Source organism: Haloferax sulfurifontis (assembly GCF_014635105.1).
Lineage (GTDB): Archaea > Halobacteriota > Halobacteria > Halobacteriales > Haloferacaceae > Haloferax > Haloferax denitrificans.
In genome coordinates, this window is the sequence record NZ_BMCI01000005.1 from 358638 (window position 1) to 372423 (window position 13786).

Below are 13786 nucleotides of genomic sequence, written 5' to 3' on the forward strand. Positions count from 1 at the left end.
ATCGGCCCGGGAGCGAAAACGGGCGTCAGTACGGGAGCGAAAACTGGCGTCGGTGCCGGTACCGGTTTCGGTGTTGACGACGGCGTCTGAACAGCGGTTCCAATCGAGGCGTTTCTCTCAGTCGGCCGGCTGTTCGGTGTCGTCCGCGACGTCGATGTCGAAGTCGTCGGCGATGGGGTCGCTGTTCCGATAGTCGATTCTGTCGTGCGCGTCGAAGCATGCCGCCTCGTGGCGGTCCGACGGGCCGCTCATGCCGGAGAGGTCCGGCGTGTTCGACGCGCAGTACTCTCGCGCCTCGGGACAGCGGGTGTGGAACCGACAGCCGCTCGGCGGGTTCTCCGGGTCCGGGATGTCGATTTTCCTGACCGGCGGCGTCTCGATGGGGTCGTTTATCTCCGAGAGGCCGGAGGTCGCCCACAGGAGGCTCTTGGTGTACGGGTGTTGGGGGTTCTTGATAATCTCGTCCGCCGGGCCGATTTCGACGATGCGGCCGAGGTACATGACGGCGATGCGACCGTCGGCGCGACCGGCGAGGTAGCGGGCGTTCGCCATGTTGTGCGAGATGAAGACGAACGAGGTGCTGAACATCTCCTGCAGTTCGAGGAGGAGGTCCATCAGGTTCACCCGCAGCGACACGTCGAGGGCGCTCACGGCCTCGTCGGCGAGGATGAGGTCCGGTTCGAGGAGCATCGACCGGACGATGACGGTCCGCTGGGCCTCCCCGCCGCTCAGTTGGTGGGGGTACCGAGAGGCGTAGTCGTCCGCGGGCGTGAGCCCGACCGTATCGAGCATCTGGTGGACGAGCTCTCGTCGTTCGACGAGGTTGAGCTCCGGCCGCCACTTCTTCAGCGCCGGATTGAGGTTCTTGAATATCGTCCGGTTGGGGTCAAGCGAGTTCCCCGCGTCCTGATGGACCATCTGGAGCGACTTCCGAATCTCCTTGTACGGGATGTCGCCGGGTTCGAGGTCGGACTTCCAGATGTCCTGCCCGCGGAAGCTGACCGTCCCCGAGGTGGGCCGTTGGAGGCCGATCATGGCCTTTCCGAGCGTCGTCTTGCCACAGCCGGACTCGCCGACGAGCGCGACCACGTCGTTCTCGCCGATATCGAGCGAGACGTCGTCGACGGCGCGGACGACGCCCTTGTCGTCGCCGAGGAGGCGGTCGAGGATGCCCTCGTTGCCACCGAAGTGGACGCTCAGGTCGTCGACGCGGAGCAGGGGGTCGTCGCTCATTTCGAGACCTCCTTCTTGAGGGGAATCGTCTCGCGGGCTTCGTCGGTGTAGAAGCACGCGGCCCCGTGACCGTCGGACACCTCGATGAGGTCCGGGTTCGTCGCCCGACACTGCTCGTCGGCGAGCGGGCACCGGGTGTGGTACGAACAGCCCTTCGGAACGTTCAGCGGGTCGGGGCTCGTCCCCTCGATGGACGCCATCTCGTCGAGGTCGGCGTCGATGTCGGGTATCGAGTTGAGTAGCTCCCGCGTGTAGGGATGGGCGGGGTCCATGACGATGTCCTGCACCGGGCCGAGTTCGAGCAGTTCGAAGGCGTACATCACCGCGAGGCGGTCGGAGATGCGCGCGACGTGGCTCAGGTCGTGCGTCACGATGACGATGGTGAGGTCGTACTCGGCTTTCAGCTCCGAGAGGAGCTTCAGAATCGACTGTTGCATCAGCAGGTCGAGCGCGGCGGTCGGCTCGTCCATCACGAGCACGTCGGGGTCGAGGATGAGGCTCAGCGCGATGAGCGCCCGCTGTTTCATCCCGCCCGAGAGCTCGTGGGGGTACGCGTCGAGGACGCGGTCCGGTTCGAGGTGCACGTCGGAGATGAGCTGTCGGGCGCGCTCCATCCCCGCTTGGATGTCGTAGTCGTGCGCGCGGAGCGTCTCGACGAAGTGGTCGCCGATGCTGAGCGTCGGATTGAACGAGTCGAGCGCCCCCTGAACGACCATCGAGACGCGCTCCCAGCGGAACCGGCGAAGCTCCTCTTTGCTCAGGTCGTTGACCCTGATGGGCTCGCCGCCCTCCGGCGGGTTGAACACCACGTCGCCGGTGAGCGTCCCCGGCGAGTCGATGGCGTCGAGCATGGAGTCCGCCAGCATCGACTTGCCGGACCCGGACTCGCCGACGACGCCGAGCACCTCGCCGCGGCGGACGTTAATCGACACGTCGTCGAGGACCCGCGCGTCCCCCCGTTCCATCGCGAACGCGACGCTCGCGTTCGTTATCTCTAAGACGTTGTGCTCGGCCGACGGCTCGTCTGGCATCTGCTGTTTGGTGTGTTGTGTCGCCATGGTCAGTCCCTCTCGTCGGTTCGTGCGCCGGGCGAGCGGCCCCGCCCGTTACGCGTGCGTATCGTCAACATGTGACCGTAGTAGGAAAATATCACGTTCAATCCTACTTAATACTTTCCGCCGGTGCAAGCGGGTTCGACCAATTTCGGCCACTTCGGACGGTTCAGCCAGCGATACCGGAAAACTATAAGTTCGCCCGCGATGTCCGTGCTGACATGGCGCAAGCACAAACGCGACAGAACGTACTGTGGACAGTTCGCTCCAAAATCGGCGGCATCACCTCGACGGTGATTCTCCTCGGCGCGCTGTTGATTCTCTTCGGTGCCGCCCTTCAGACCGGCGTCTGGGCGGGGATGTTCGGAATAATCGGTGGGTTACTGGTGTTCGTCGCCGTCGCGTTCCGGGTGCTCTTGTGGGCGTACCGACTGGTCTGATCACATCATGGTGAATCCGTAGTACACCCCGACGAGCAGGATAACGAGTATCACGAGGCCGAGCAGGTACCGCGTCGTATTTCCTTCTTTCTCCACTTTCATAGTTGAAGTCCGTTTGGTAGGTCGATAGCGCGTATGTTAACCTTTTCCCCGGGGCGGCGTAGCACGGCCGCTCTCGGGTCGAGACAACGGAAAAAACGGCGATGCGAAATCGACCGTCCGGGTCGAGTTGGTCAGTCCGCGGCGGACGCGGCACCGTCGCCGCCTTCCGAGCCGCCGCGACCGCCTTCCATATCCTCGGTCGAGACGGTGGCCGCGTGGCGGGCGCGCAGACGGGGGTTGAACAGTCGGTCCGTCCCCTGCGCGAACAGTTGGAGGCCGTATGTCATCGTGACGATGAACAGTATCGGCGCGAGCAACCAGTGGAAGCGGTCCATGCCCGACAGCGCGCCGCCGTTGCGGGCGATGTTGAGGACGACGCCCCAGTTGCTCGTCGTGAACGGCAGTACGCCGATGAAGTACAGGCCGACGGACTCCATCAGGATGTTCCGCATGGAGCCGACGGTCCCCATCGTCAGCATCGGCATGAGCCGGGACATGACGTTCTTCGAGAGGATGCTCGACGTGGGCAGTCCGAGCACGCGCGAGGCCTCGACGTGGGACTCACTGCGGATAGTGAGCACCTGCGAGCGGAGCTGTCGGGCCAACCGTGGCCAGTTGTCGATGGCCAGCACGAACCCGACGAACACCGGACTCTTCGGTTCGAGAATCACGGCGAGGACGATGACGAGCGCCAGCCCGGGGATGTTCATCATCACGTCCGTCACCGTCATGAGCACCTTGTCGATGACGCCGCCGAGGTAGCCGGACGTGACGCCGAAGAAGATGGCGAGTCCGAGCGTGACGATGGCTCCAGACAGCATCATGACGAGCATCGGACGGGTCGCGAGCACCTGCTGTGCGAGGAGGTCGCGACCGATGTCGTCGGTGCCGAGCGGGTAGCGCATGTTCTCCAGCGGTTGCAGGAGAATCGGGCCCTGCATCGGCCTGACCTCGGGGACGAGGTACGGCCCGAACAGCCCGAGGAAGCCGAAGATGCCGAGGATTATCGCACCGACCCGCGCTCGCGGCGAGGTCCAGATGATGCGGAACGGCGTCAGGAGGCTCTGGTCGATTCGCTCCTTGATGTACTCGCCGCGCGAGAAGTCGGAGCTATCGACGTCGAAGCTCATCGCGCCGCTCGCCGAGATGCGGTTCCCCTCGATGCGGTCGTCGATGGTCTCGGTCTCGTCCGCGCCGCCGCCCCGCAGGCGGTTGAGGAACCGCTGGAGGCGCTCGCGGTATGACCGCGAGTAGGACTCGCGCTGAGTGTGGCCGGCGCGCGGGTCGATGAAGCCGTAGGTGAAGTCGGCGATGAGGAGTCCGACGACGGTGACGATGGTAAAGAGGATGACCGCCGCCATGACCGTCGTGTAGTCCCGCGCCATCGTGGCCTCGTAGAAGTAAAAGCCCATGCCGCGGTAGCGGAATATCTGCTCCATGATGACCGACCCGCCGAAGAGGCTGGCGAGGCCGGCCATGAGACCGGTGTACATCGGGAGCATCGAGTTCCAGCCGATGTAGCGCAGTTGAATCCGGCTGTCGGGCAGTCCCCTGAGTTCCGCCACGTCGACGTAGTCCTCGCCGATGATGCGAGTACAGTGGGCCCGGAACTCGAGGCCCCCCCACGAGGTCAGTGCGAACGACATGATGGGAAGCGCCGCGTGTCGCAACACGCTGGCCATGAACTCGATGTTGAAGCCGGGCGTGAGCGCGTTGTCGTAGCGTCCGCCGTTGGGGAAGAACTCGGTGCCGAACCCGAGCGTGAACAGCAGTACGAGCCCGACGATGTAGTACGGGACGGCGTCGGAGAAGATGACGAAGTAACTCCCGACCACGTCCCAGGTGTCGCCCTCGTGGACGGCGAGGAAGCCGCCGATGAGAAACACCATGATGGTGCCGATGACGAGGGCGAAAAGCGAGACGAACATCGTCCACGGGATCGCCGGTCCGAGCACGTTCCAGACCGGGTCCGCGTAGAAGATCGACCGTCCGAAGTCCAGTTGCGCGACCGATACGATGTACTCGACGTACGCTTGGAGCATCGGCTTGTCCGGGTTGATGTTCGAGTACATCTCGACCATCTGATTGAGGCGGGTCGACGAAACCGCCCCTCCGGACCGCTGTCTAATCTGCGCGGCGATGTAATCCATCGGCCCGCCGGGTATGAGCCGAACCGTCACGAACGAGAACGTGATCGCCGCCCAGACCGTTATCAGGGCCTGCGCTATCCGGCGCACGTAGTAATTTTTCTCGACCATCCTTGCTAGTTCTTACCTCTCATGTGGGTACTTAATCATTATGAATAGGGCTACTTTCGACCGCACTCGACCGACCCGACTCGCCGTCGTCTCGTCCGGAGGCGCTCGCGCCGGCCTCCGGACGGGGAGTTCACCGCATGGTTGGTACGTATGGCTGTTTCGGTGAGACGACGGAATCTCGTTCAGGCGGCGGCGCTCGGTTCGGTTACTGCCCTCCCGCCGGGTGGAAGTACTCGGTTCCCATCTTGGCCATGTACTGGCAGTAGGAGTACTGGCCGATTTCGACGATTTCGTAGCGGTACGCCGGGTTCAGGTTGTTGTTCGGCGGCTTCGTCGCCCAGTTGTCGTGGTTCAGCCAGTAGCCCCCCGTGCCGCCCTCCTCGTTGATGAGCATCATCGGGAGCGACTGGTTGAATATCCACGAGACTTCGGCGACCTTCTGTTTGCGCTCTTCGTTTGACATCTGCGTCCGGAGCTCGTTGAGCTTGTCGATGACGTCGACTTCCCGGAGGTCGCCGGTCGGGTCGCCGATGGGGTACGGCACCTCGACGACGCGGTCCATCGCCCAGCTGTCGTTGCTCGGAAGCGGCTGTCCGGACAGCGACTCCTGAACCCGGAAGGAGTTCGTGAAGCCGAGGAACGGCGGCCCGGACTTCGCGCCGCCCCAGTTGTCGAACAGCAACTCCCAGTCGCCGGACTCCATCGTCTTCCCGGCGCGGATAGTCGCCTCCTGTGCGGTCACTTCCGTCTGGAGACCGAAACTATCCAAGTAGGACTTCGCGATTTGGGCGAACCGCAGGGCCATCGGCTCCTCGTCGGAGGTCGCCGTGTAGAACCGCAGGGTGACGTTCTCACCGTTGGGGTCCTTCCAGCGGTTCCCCGGCTTCGAGAAGCCGGCGGCTTCGAGGAGCTCGGTCGCCCGCTGTTCGTCCACGTCGCTCTCCGTGTGGGCGTACCGTTCGAGGCTCGCGAGGTCGCCGCTCGGCCAGTTCGAGTTCCCGCCGAACCACGGCACTTCCTTGTCCTGCCCGATGCCGGACGGAATGCGGTCTTCGACCCAGTAGGTGCCGTAGTCCGGAACCCACTCGACGAGCGGCTTCCGGGGGACGATGTGGTGAATCGCCTTCCGGACGCGCGGGTCGCCGGTGATGTCGCTCTGACAGTTGAGCAGGACGCCCATCGCCCCACTGCGCATCTGCGGCGTGATTTGGTCCTCGGAGAGGCTGTCGGCCGGCCCCCACCCGTTTTCTTTGAGTTGGTCCCGGGCGGACTGCGACTCCGGCGGGTAGCTCACGTCGATGACGCCCTCCTGCATCGCCTTGGTCCGCTGTTGTTGGTTCGGGTAGCGGTGCCAGTCGAGGCTGTAGTCTATCATGTCGCCCGTGATTTCGCCGTTCGACCACTCGGCATCGCTGAAGGGGCTGACGTAGTCGTCGTAGGGCTCGAAGTGCGCGACGTTCTCCTCTCCGCTGACGAACTCCCAGACGGAGTTCCCCGGCACGTTCGCGTTGTCCCAGACGTCCTGCTGAATCGCCTGCATCATCTCCTGTTGGGCGGCGGTCCGCTCCGATTCGGTGGTGGCGTCGTCGAACATCTCGGCGTACTGCCCCCAGATGTCTCGGTGCGCCCAGAGCCACGCCCGGCGCTTCATGTGGCCGAACTCGAATATCTCTCGACTGATGTCGGGTTCGACGAGGTCGAAGGTGAGCTCGTACTTCCCGGTCGTCTCCACGTTCTCGTACAGCGGCTGTGCGCCGTAGCCCTTGTGGACCGTCTGCATCAACTGGCCGATTTTGAGCTGGGTCGCCACGTCCTCCGCGGTCAGGTCGTCGCCGTTGTGCCACGTGTAGGTGTCGCGGATGTTCCACGCGACCTGCCCGCTGTCGGCGTACTCCCAGTCCTCGATGACCATCCCCTTCGTCTTGTTCGACACCTTGTCGTGGACGGCCAACTGGTCGAACATCGCCCAGTACCACCGGAACGAGAAGTTCGCGGCGTTGCCGTAGGGGTTGAACCGGGCGTTCGTCGGCGCGAGCGAGATGATGTGGTCGAGCGTCTGTCCCGACGACTGGCTCGATTCGCCGTCGGTCGTCGTGCTCCCGCCGCCACCGCCCTCGTTTTCGAGGGGCGTCGGCGTGTCCTCGGTACCGCCACTACTGCATCCGGCCAGCGCGGCGGCGCCGGCCGTGGCACCGAACGCGTTTCGAAGCAGGCGACGCCGCGTCTGTGGCGATACGCCTTCCCACTCGTCGTCGCTGATCCACTTGTCGGACTCAGCACTGCTTTGCGAATCCATCACACAGTACCCATTACGACTATTCTATATATACCCATCGATAATGCTGATTATTTAATGACACTTGTTTGATTGCGCGACCGTCTACGCGACCGCCCCCGCGACCCGCGATGGGCGACCCGCGCGGGCGAAACGCGAAGGCGGTAGCCCCAAAGGACTATTATGTCGTTTTGCGAAATCGTCGGTAATGGGAACCTCAGAACGGTCGTACTTCAAATGTTGGATCTGCCGGAAGAAGATGCTGTGGACCAGCGTGCTCTCGTTTACGCTTCTCATCGTCGTGCTCGGACTGCTCGCGATGACGGGCATCGAGCGCGGGACCGCCTCCTACGTCGTTCTCATGATGGACTTCGCGCTCGCCGGCGTGCTCCTCGCGACCGTCGGCGTCGTCTTCTGGCGCTGTGGCTACCTGAGTGACGCCCTCGACTGACCGGCTGTCGGTCCGCCCCGCTTTCGTTCCCGCCGCCGCTCTCGATTCGGCCCCCCGCGTTCTTTATATCGTGGTGTCACTTTCGTCGCCAACACGCCGCTGTCATTCGATTTCAGCGCCGAGTCCACAACCAAGACGGCCGTTTTCGTTCGCGTACGGGGAACTCAGAAGCTTCGACCGAGCGGGCGTCCTCACCGGACGGACGCTCTGTCAGCGCCCTGTTCCGTCGAATGTCTGTCTTCAGGACTTCTATCGGTCGAATTGCGGCAGGTGGGAATCAGACACTTGCCGTGACGCCGCTACAACCGTAATGCTCGCCTCCCCGCGTTCTGACCGTTTCGCCAGTCCCCGAGACGACTGAAAACGGGTCGTAGACGGCCTTAGGTTCGATTTATCTATTTCTCCAGTCCTGTTCGCCTACGGGGAACGAACACCTCGGTCTGCGGCGTCGACACGCACTTGTGAGCCCGTCGCGTTCGTCGGAACGACACCGAATGACTGGCTTCGACTACGACGACTGGTTCGACGGCGTCCTCCGAGCGAGCGACAGTCCGGTCGCGTCTCCGGGGAACCCCGGCCGGGCGTTCGCGGCGTGGCAGGCGTCGTTCCGCGACGAACTGCGCGACGTCCTCGGGTTTCCGGCGATGCGTGACCGCGCCGTCGAGGACATCGACCCGAGGCGGCGGGAGCGCCCGGGAGCGACGGTTCGACACCGGCGGTACGAGCGACAGACGTGGAGCGTCCGCACGGAACGGGGGTTCCGCGTCCCGTTCTACCTGCTTCTCCCCGACTCGGTGGACCCGCCGTATCCCGTCGTCGTCGCGCTTCACGGCCACACCGAACACGGCAAGGACCTCGCCGCCGGGGTCGCCGATGACGAGGCGGCCCGCCGTCACGTCGCCGACGACCGCCGGGACATCGCGCGGCAGGCGGTCCGCCGTGGCTTCGCCGTCGTCGCTCCCGACATGCGCGCCTTCGGTGAGCTATCTCCCGACGCGGCCGACGAATCGAACGCGACCGACGCCGTCAGCGCGTGTACGTGCTGGCAGAAGCGCGCCCAGCTCGTCGGCCGATCGCTCGTCGGCGAGCGCGTCTGGGACGTGTGCCGGCTGGTCGATTTCGCCGCGGACCACCCCGTCCTCGACCCGGACCGACTGGCCGTCTGCGGCCACTCCGGCGGCGGGACCGTCGCGCTCCTCGCGGGCGCGCTCGACGAGCGACTCGGGGCCGTCGTCGCCTGCGCGTCGGTCTGCCCGTTCGAGGACTCCATCGTCCCCATCGACCACTGCCTGTGCAACTACGTCCCCGGTCTCCGTCGCCTCGGCGAGGTGTGGGACGTCGCCGGCCTCGTCGCCCCGCGGCCGCTCCGCGTCGTCGCGGGCGACGCCGACCCGATTTTCCCGGTAGCCGGGACGAGGCGGGCGTTCGACCGCATCCAGGGTCGGTACTGCGCCGCGGATGCTGAGGGGAAGTGCAGTCTCTTCGTCGGCGACGGCGGCCACCGCTTCTTCGAGGCCGGCGCGTGGCCCTTCCTGCGCGACCGACTCTGAGCCGCCGCGCCGTCTTCCCTCCCATCGGGCTACGGGCCGTGCCGCGTCGTGGTCCCCCGGCACAACGTTTATGAATTCGCTCGCGGATGCTTGAGGCGTGACTCTCGAACAGCGGAACGTGCGCGACTACGGGACCGACGACGACGATTCGCTCGACACGGCGGCGATTCAGGCGGCGCTCGACGACTGCGCCGGCGAGGGCGGCGAGGTGTACCTCCCGCCGGGGACGTACCGAAGCGCCCCGCTCCGCGTCGGCGACGACACGACCCTCAGGCTGGCGAACGGCGCGGAACTCCGGTTCGTCGAGGACTTCACCGAGTTCCCGACGGTCGAGAGCCGCTGGGAGGGGTGGGACCAGGACGGATTTCACCCGTGTCTCCACGTGGCCGACGCCGCGAACGTCACCATCACCGGCGAGGGCGTCATCGACGGCGGCGGCTCCTACTGGTGGGAGTTCGTGTCGGTACCGCCCGAGGAGTACCCGCCCGCACTCGCCGAGCGACTCGCAGAGATTCGGAGCGGCAACAAACAGGACGCGGTGAGCACGTTCACGGTGCGCCCGCCGCTACTCCAAATCGACGGCTGTGAGAACGTGACCCTCTCCGGCGTGACGCTTCGGAACTCCCCGTTTTGGAACACGCACGTCGTCTACTCCGAGGACGTGACGATTCACGACGTATCGATTCAGAACCCGCCGGACGCCCCGAACGGCGACGGCATCGACATCGACTCCTCGCGGTTCGTCAGGGTCAGCGACACCCACATCGACGCCGGCGACGACGCCATCTGCCTGAAGTCCGGCAAGGACGAGGAGGGCCGCGAGGTCGGTCGCCCGACCGAGAACGTCGTCGTGACGAACTGCACGGTCGAACACGGCCACGGCGGCGTCGTCATCGGGAGCGAGACGGCCGGCGACGTGCGACACGTCACCGTCACGAACTGCACCTTCACCGACACCGACCGCGGCATCCGCATCAAGTCCAAGCGCGGCCGCGGCGGGACGGTCGAGGACCTCCGGTTCGACACCATCGTCATGCGCCGCGTCGCCTGCCCGTTCGTCATCAACGGCTACTACCAGACGGACATCGACAGCGACCCCGAGCCCGTCACCGAGGCGACGCCGAACGTCCGCAACGTCGACTTCCACCACATCACCGCCGAGGAGGTCGAGTCGGCGGCGTTCCTCGCGGGCCTTCCCGAACGGCGCTTCGAGGGCATCTCCTTTACCGACGTGGACATCGACGCGACTCGCCCCTTCGACGCCTCGGACCTCTCGCCGGCGATGGCGAACGGCTACGACCAGCGACACGGCGTCTTCTGTAAGTCGCTCGGGAGCGTCTCGTTCACGGACGTTCGCGTGACGGTCCCCGACGGGAGCGGGACCCCGCTGACCGCGGAAGCGAGTTCGACGGTCGTCCTCGACGGCTTCGAAGCCCAGTCCGACGGGGGGCCGGCCGTCGAGGCGGACGGCGTCGAACACCTCCGAATCGGCGGCTGTGTCGCCCCCGAGGACGGCGAACCGTTCGCCCGCGTCCGCGACGGCGCGAATGACGGGGATGACGCGAATGACGGCGAGTCGTCGGTGCTCCTCGCGGGCAACTACGGCGACATGGACGAGGCCGTCGTCTCGGCACAGTCCGAACCGGTCGAGCGGTAAGCGACGCCCGACAACCCCGTTTTTTCGAAAAAGACGCTCCTGCGCGCTTCAGTCCCGGAGCGACGGCGCGGCGAACTGGCCGTCTTCGAACGCTATCGGCGAGGGTTCCTCGACCACGCGGAGGTCGTCGCGGTCGCGGGCCTCCTCGACGAGCGCCGGCGAGGCGTACAGCCGGTGGAGGTGCATCGTGTCGGCGGCGCGGACGACCCGGACCGTGTCGAGGTCGACGACGCCGATGGTCGACAGCGCCGCGACCACGCCCGCGCGGTCTGTCTCGACGACCGGCGGGAGCTTCACGCCGCGGATGGTGCTCGCCGTGAGCGCGTTGATGAGCGTCGTCCCCGCGTCCAACTCGGCGGCGACGTCCTCGTGAATCACGTCCGCCGACCCGACGCCCATCGCGTTGCCGTGGGTCTTCTCGGTCAGCCCGCGGGTGTAGATGCGCTTGACGTTCGGCTTCTCGGGCGCGGGCTCGTTGATGGAAAACGGCCGGCGGCCGATGACGTTCGTGTCCATCCCCTGCCCGCTAATCTCCTTGCCCTGCCGGTCGAACACGACCAAATCGAGCTCCTCGAACGGGAGCTTCGGCATCAGTTCGTACGCGGTTTCGAGCAGTTCGCGCTCGCGGTCGAGGAAGCCCGACGGGGGAACGCCCTCGACCAGCGTGGTGTCGTCGTGCTGGTCTTCCACGATTGCGAGGCCCCCGACGATGGGAAGCGAGTCCAACAGTTGCTCGGTTATCTCGGGAATCATCCGCCGGAACGACCAGTCGACCGCCCACTTGTGAGCGATTTGCGCGCCGCGCTGTTTGCCCATCCCGATGACGAGCATCTTCGACAGCCCGCTTTCGACCTCGCCGTCGAAGTCGGTGTGGGGCTTGACCCGGTTGATGGGCACGATGGCGTCCGCGCCCGCCGCGTTGGCGTCGGCGACGACGGGCACGTCGCGGTCCGGCGTGCGCCCGACCTCCACGACCTCCATGCTGGACCGAATCTCACAGCCGATTCGCGCTTCGGTGACGCCGAGTTCGTTCAGCATCTCCCGCTGTCCCTCGCCGGTCGCGCCGCCGTGGCTCCCCATCGCGGGGAAGACGAACGGTTCGTAGCCCGCCTCGGCGACGGCCTCGACGACGCCCGCGACGATGTCGGGCAGGTTCGCGATACCGCGGCTCCCGACGCCGAGCGCGACCTCGCCGCCCTCGGGTACGTCCGCGAACGAGAGTTCGGCGACGGCGCTCGCGGCCGCCTTCGAGACCTCGGCTTCCGCGATGGGGTCCGTCTCCCAGACCTGTTCGACGACACCTAACTCGGGGAGCGGGGGGGTACCGCACGCTTCGAGAATAACGTCATCCGGGACGGAGAGCCAGTCTGCGGGGTTCTTGTCGTCTGTGTGCATGCGCCACTCGACGGCCGAGTGCGACATAAAACTGTTCGTCGGGGTGGGTTTCTACACGCTGAGGTCGTCGAGGACGACCCGGCGGCCCTCCTCGGAGGACCGATAGCTCGCCTCGGTGAGTTGGACGCCGCGCGCCCCGGCGGTGAAGTCCCACGGGAACGGCTCGTCGGCGACGACGTGCCGGATGAACTTCTCCCACTGGAGCTTGAACGCGTTCTCGAACAGCCGGTTGTTCGGGACGCCCGTCCAGTCCTCGTAGAAGTCGTGTTCCTTCGGCGTGTCCGGGTTCCACTCCGGTTTCGGCGTGTTGGCGTGGCCCTGCGTCTTGCAGTCGCGCAGGCCGGCGACCGCGCTTCCCTCGGTCCCGTCGACCTGAATCTCGAGGAGGTCGTCGCGGTTGACGCGGACGGTCCACGAGGAGTTGAGCTGGGCGACGATGTCGTCTTCCAGCTCCATGATGGCGTAGGCGGCGTCGTCGGCGGTCGCCTCGTAGGACTCGCCGTCCTCGTCGATTCGCTCGTCGATGTGGGTCTTCTGGAGACAGCGGACGGACTCCACCTCGCCGAAGAGGTTCTCCAGCACGTAGCTCCAGTGGGAGAACATGTCGTCGACGATGCCGCCGCCGTCCTCGGCGCGGTAGTTCCACGAGGGTCGCTGTGCCTCCTGTCCGTGCCCGGTGAACACCCAGTAGCCGAACTCGACGCGCACGGAGAGGATATCGCCGAAGAAGTCCTGTTCGATGAGCCGCTGGAGCTTCAACAGCCCGGGCAACCAGAGTTTGTCCTGGACGATACCGTGTTTCACGTCGCTCTCTTCGGCCATCCCGGCCACGTCGAGCGCGGCGCCGAGGTCGCTCGCCAGCGGTTTCTCGCAGTAGACGTGCTTTCCGGCGTCGATGGCCTTCATCACGCTGTCGGGTCGGCGGGGCGTTATCTGCGAGTCGAAGTACACCTCGTCGTCGCCGTCGAGACACGTCTCGAGGTCGGGGTCGACGGTCCAACGGTCGATGCCGTGTTCCTCGCTCAGTTCGCGGAGTTTGCGCTCGTTGCGGCCGACGAGAATCGGGTCCGGCATGACTCGCTCCCCGCTGGGGAGTTCCACGCCGCCTTCCTCGCGTAGCGCGACGATAGAGCGGATGAGATGCTGATTCGTTCCCATCCGGCCGGTCACGCCGTTCATGATGATACCTAGCTCTTGCATGGCTGACTCGTTGCACCAACCTCCCGGTCGGAGTGTAATAACCTTTTGCATGGTTTCGGTTTCCGTCGGATGGAACGATTCGCGCGCCTGAGCGTCGCCTGAAGGCGTGACCCCCCGATTCGAGTCCGAATGGATGCGCGGATTCGACGACGTCCGTGATTCGGACGCGCTCA

At 65.4% G+C, this 13786-nt stretch carries 10 protein-coding genes; 4 read left to right on the forward strand and 6 right to left on the reverse strand.

Going from position 1 to position 13786, the window contains the following annotated elements; all coding sequences use genetic code 11:
- Positions 1-117: 117 nt before the first annotated feature.
- Entirely contained in the window at positions 118-1233 is a 1116-nt protein-coding gene (locus tag IEV64_RS15205) for an ABC transporter ATP-binding protein (RefSeq protein WP_188424303.1), read from the reverse strand.
- The gene (locus IEV64_RS15210; protein ID WP_188424304.1) at positions 1230-2291 is read right to left on the reverse strand and encodes an ABC transporter ATP-binding protein; all 1062 of its coding nucleotides are present in this window, start codon (positions 2289-2291) and stop codon (positions 1230-1232) included. The genes IEV64_RS15205 and IEV64_RS15210 overlap by 4 nt, the downstream gene beginning before the upstream one ends.
- A gap of 215 nt (positions 2292-2506) precedes the next feature.
- Between IEV64_RS15210 and IEV64_RS15215 the strand changes: the two genes are divergently transcribed.
- A complete protein-coding gene (locus tag IEV64_RS15215; protein WP_089780464.1) occupies positions 2507-2725 on the forward strand; it encodes a hypothetical protein in 219 nt (72 codons plus the stop codon).
- Positions 2726-2958: 233 nt separating this feature from the next.
- Here IEV64_RS15215 and IEV64_RS15220 read toward each other — a convergent pair whose 3' ends face one another.
- Both IEV64_RS15220 and IEV64_RS15225 read right to left on the reverse strand, forming a co-directional pair.
- Positions 2959-5085 carry an ABC transporter permease subunit gene (locus tag IEV64_RS15220; RefSeq protein ID WP_188424305.1) on the reverse strand — a complete coding sequence of 709 codons (2127 nt, stop codon included), beginning with the start codon at positions 5083-5085 and terminating at the stop codon, positions 2959-2961.
- Between the two features lie 205 nt (positions 5086-5290).
- Positions 5291-7381 carry an ABC transporter substrate-binding protein gene (locus IEV64_RS15225; RefSeq protein WP_188424337.1) on the reverse strand — a complete coding sequence of 697 codons (2091 nt, stop codon included), beginning with the start codon at positions 7379-7381 and terminating at the stop codon, positions 5291-5293.
- A 187-nt stretch (positions 7382-7568) separates the two neighbouring features.
- On the opposite strand from IEV64_RS15225, the gene IEV64_RS15230 reads away from it, so the two are divergent.
- The 3 genes from IEV64_RS15230 (at position 7569) to IEV64_RS15240 (ending at position 11018) form a co-directional block, all read left to right on the forward strand.
- Positions 7569-7811, forward strand: a complete 243-nt coding sequence (locus tag IEV64_RS15230) for a hypothetical protein (protein ID WP_229722663.1) — start codon at positions 7569-7571, stop codon at positions 7809-7811.
- A 494-nt stretch (positions 7812-8305) separates the two neighbouring features.
- On the forward strand, positions 8306-9361 hold the full coding sequence (locus tag IEV64_RS15235) for an alpha/beta hydrolase family protein (protein ID WP_188424306.1): 1056 nt from the start codon (positions 8306-8308) through the stop codon (positions 9359-9361).
- Positions 9362-9458: 97 nt separating this feature from the next.
- Entirely contained in the window at positions 9459-11018 is a 1560-nt protein-coding gene (locus IEV64_RS15240; RefSeq protein WP_188424307.1) for a glycoside hydrolase family 28 protein, read from the forward strand.
- Between the two features lie 48 nt (positions 11019-11066).
- Here IEV64_RS15240 and IEV64_RS15245 read toward each other — a convergent pair whose 3' ends face one another.
- Positions 11067-12413, reverse strand: a complete 1347-nt coding sequence (locus IEV64_RS15245) for a nickel pincer cofactor-dependent isomerase, group 22 (protein ID WP_483867023.1) — start codon at positions 12411-12413, stop codon at positions 11067-11069.
- Between the two features lie 51 nt (positions 12414-12464).
- Complete coding sequence (locus IEV64_RS15250) at positions 12465-13613, reverse strand: Gfo/Idh/MocA family protein (RefSeq protein ID WP_188424309.1); 1149 nt, start codon at positions 13611-13613, stop codon at positions 12465-12467.
- Positions 13614-13786: the final 173 nt, after the last annotated feature.

Bases quoted from the DNA above. Each gene is read 5' to 3' on its own strand.
- IEV64_RS15220 (WP_188424305.1), bottom strand. From the start codon at position 5,085: ATGGTCGAGAAAAATTACTACGTGCGCCGGATAGCGCAGGCCCTGATA.
- IEV64_RS15205 (WP_188424303.1), bottom strand. From the start codon at position 1,233: ATGAGCGACGACCCCCTGCTCCGCGTCGACGACCTGAGCGTCCACTTC.
- IEV64_RS15230 (WP_229722663.1), top strand. From the start codon at position 7,569: ATGGGAACCTCAGAACGGTCGTACTTCAAATGTTGGATCTGCCGGAAG.
- IEV64_RS15245 (WP_483867023.1), bottom strand. From the start codon at position 12,413: ATGCACACAGACGACAAGAACCCCGCAGACTGGCTCTCCGTCCCGGAT.
- IEV64_RS15225 (WP_188424337.1), bottom strand. From the start codon at position 7,381: ATGGATTCGCAAAGCAGTGCTGAGTCCGACAAGTGGATCAGCGACGAC.
- IEV64_RS15215 (WP_089780464.1), top strand. From the start codon at position 2,507: ATGGCGCAAGCACAAACGCGACAGAACGTACTGTGGACAGTTCGCTCC.
- IEV64_RS15250 (WP_188424309.1), bottom strand. From the start codon at position 13,613: ATGCAAGAGCTAGGTATCATCATGAACGGCGTGACCGGCCGGATGGGA.
- IEV64_RS15235 (WP_188424306.1), top strand. From the start codon at position 8,306: ATGACTGGCTTCGACTACGACGACTGGTTCGACGGCGTCCTCCGAGCG.
- IEV64_RS15210 (WP_188424304.1), bottom strand. From the start codon at position 2,291: ATGGCGACACAACACACCAAACAGCAGATGCCAGACGAGCCGTCGGCC.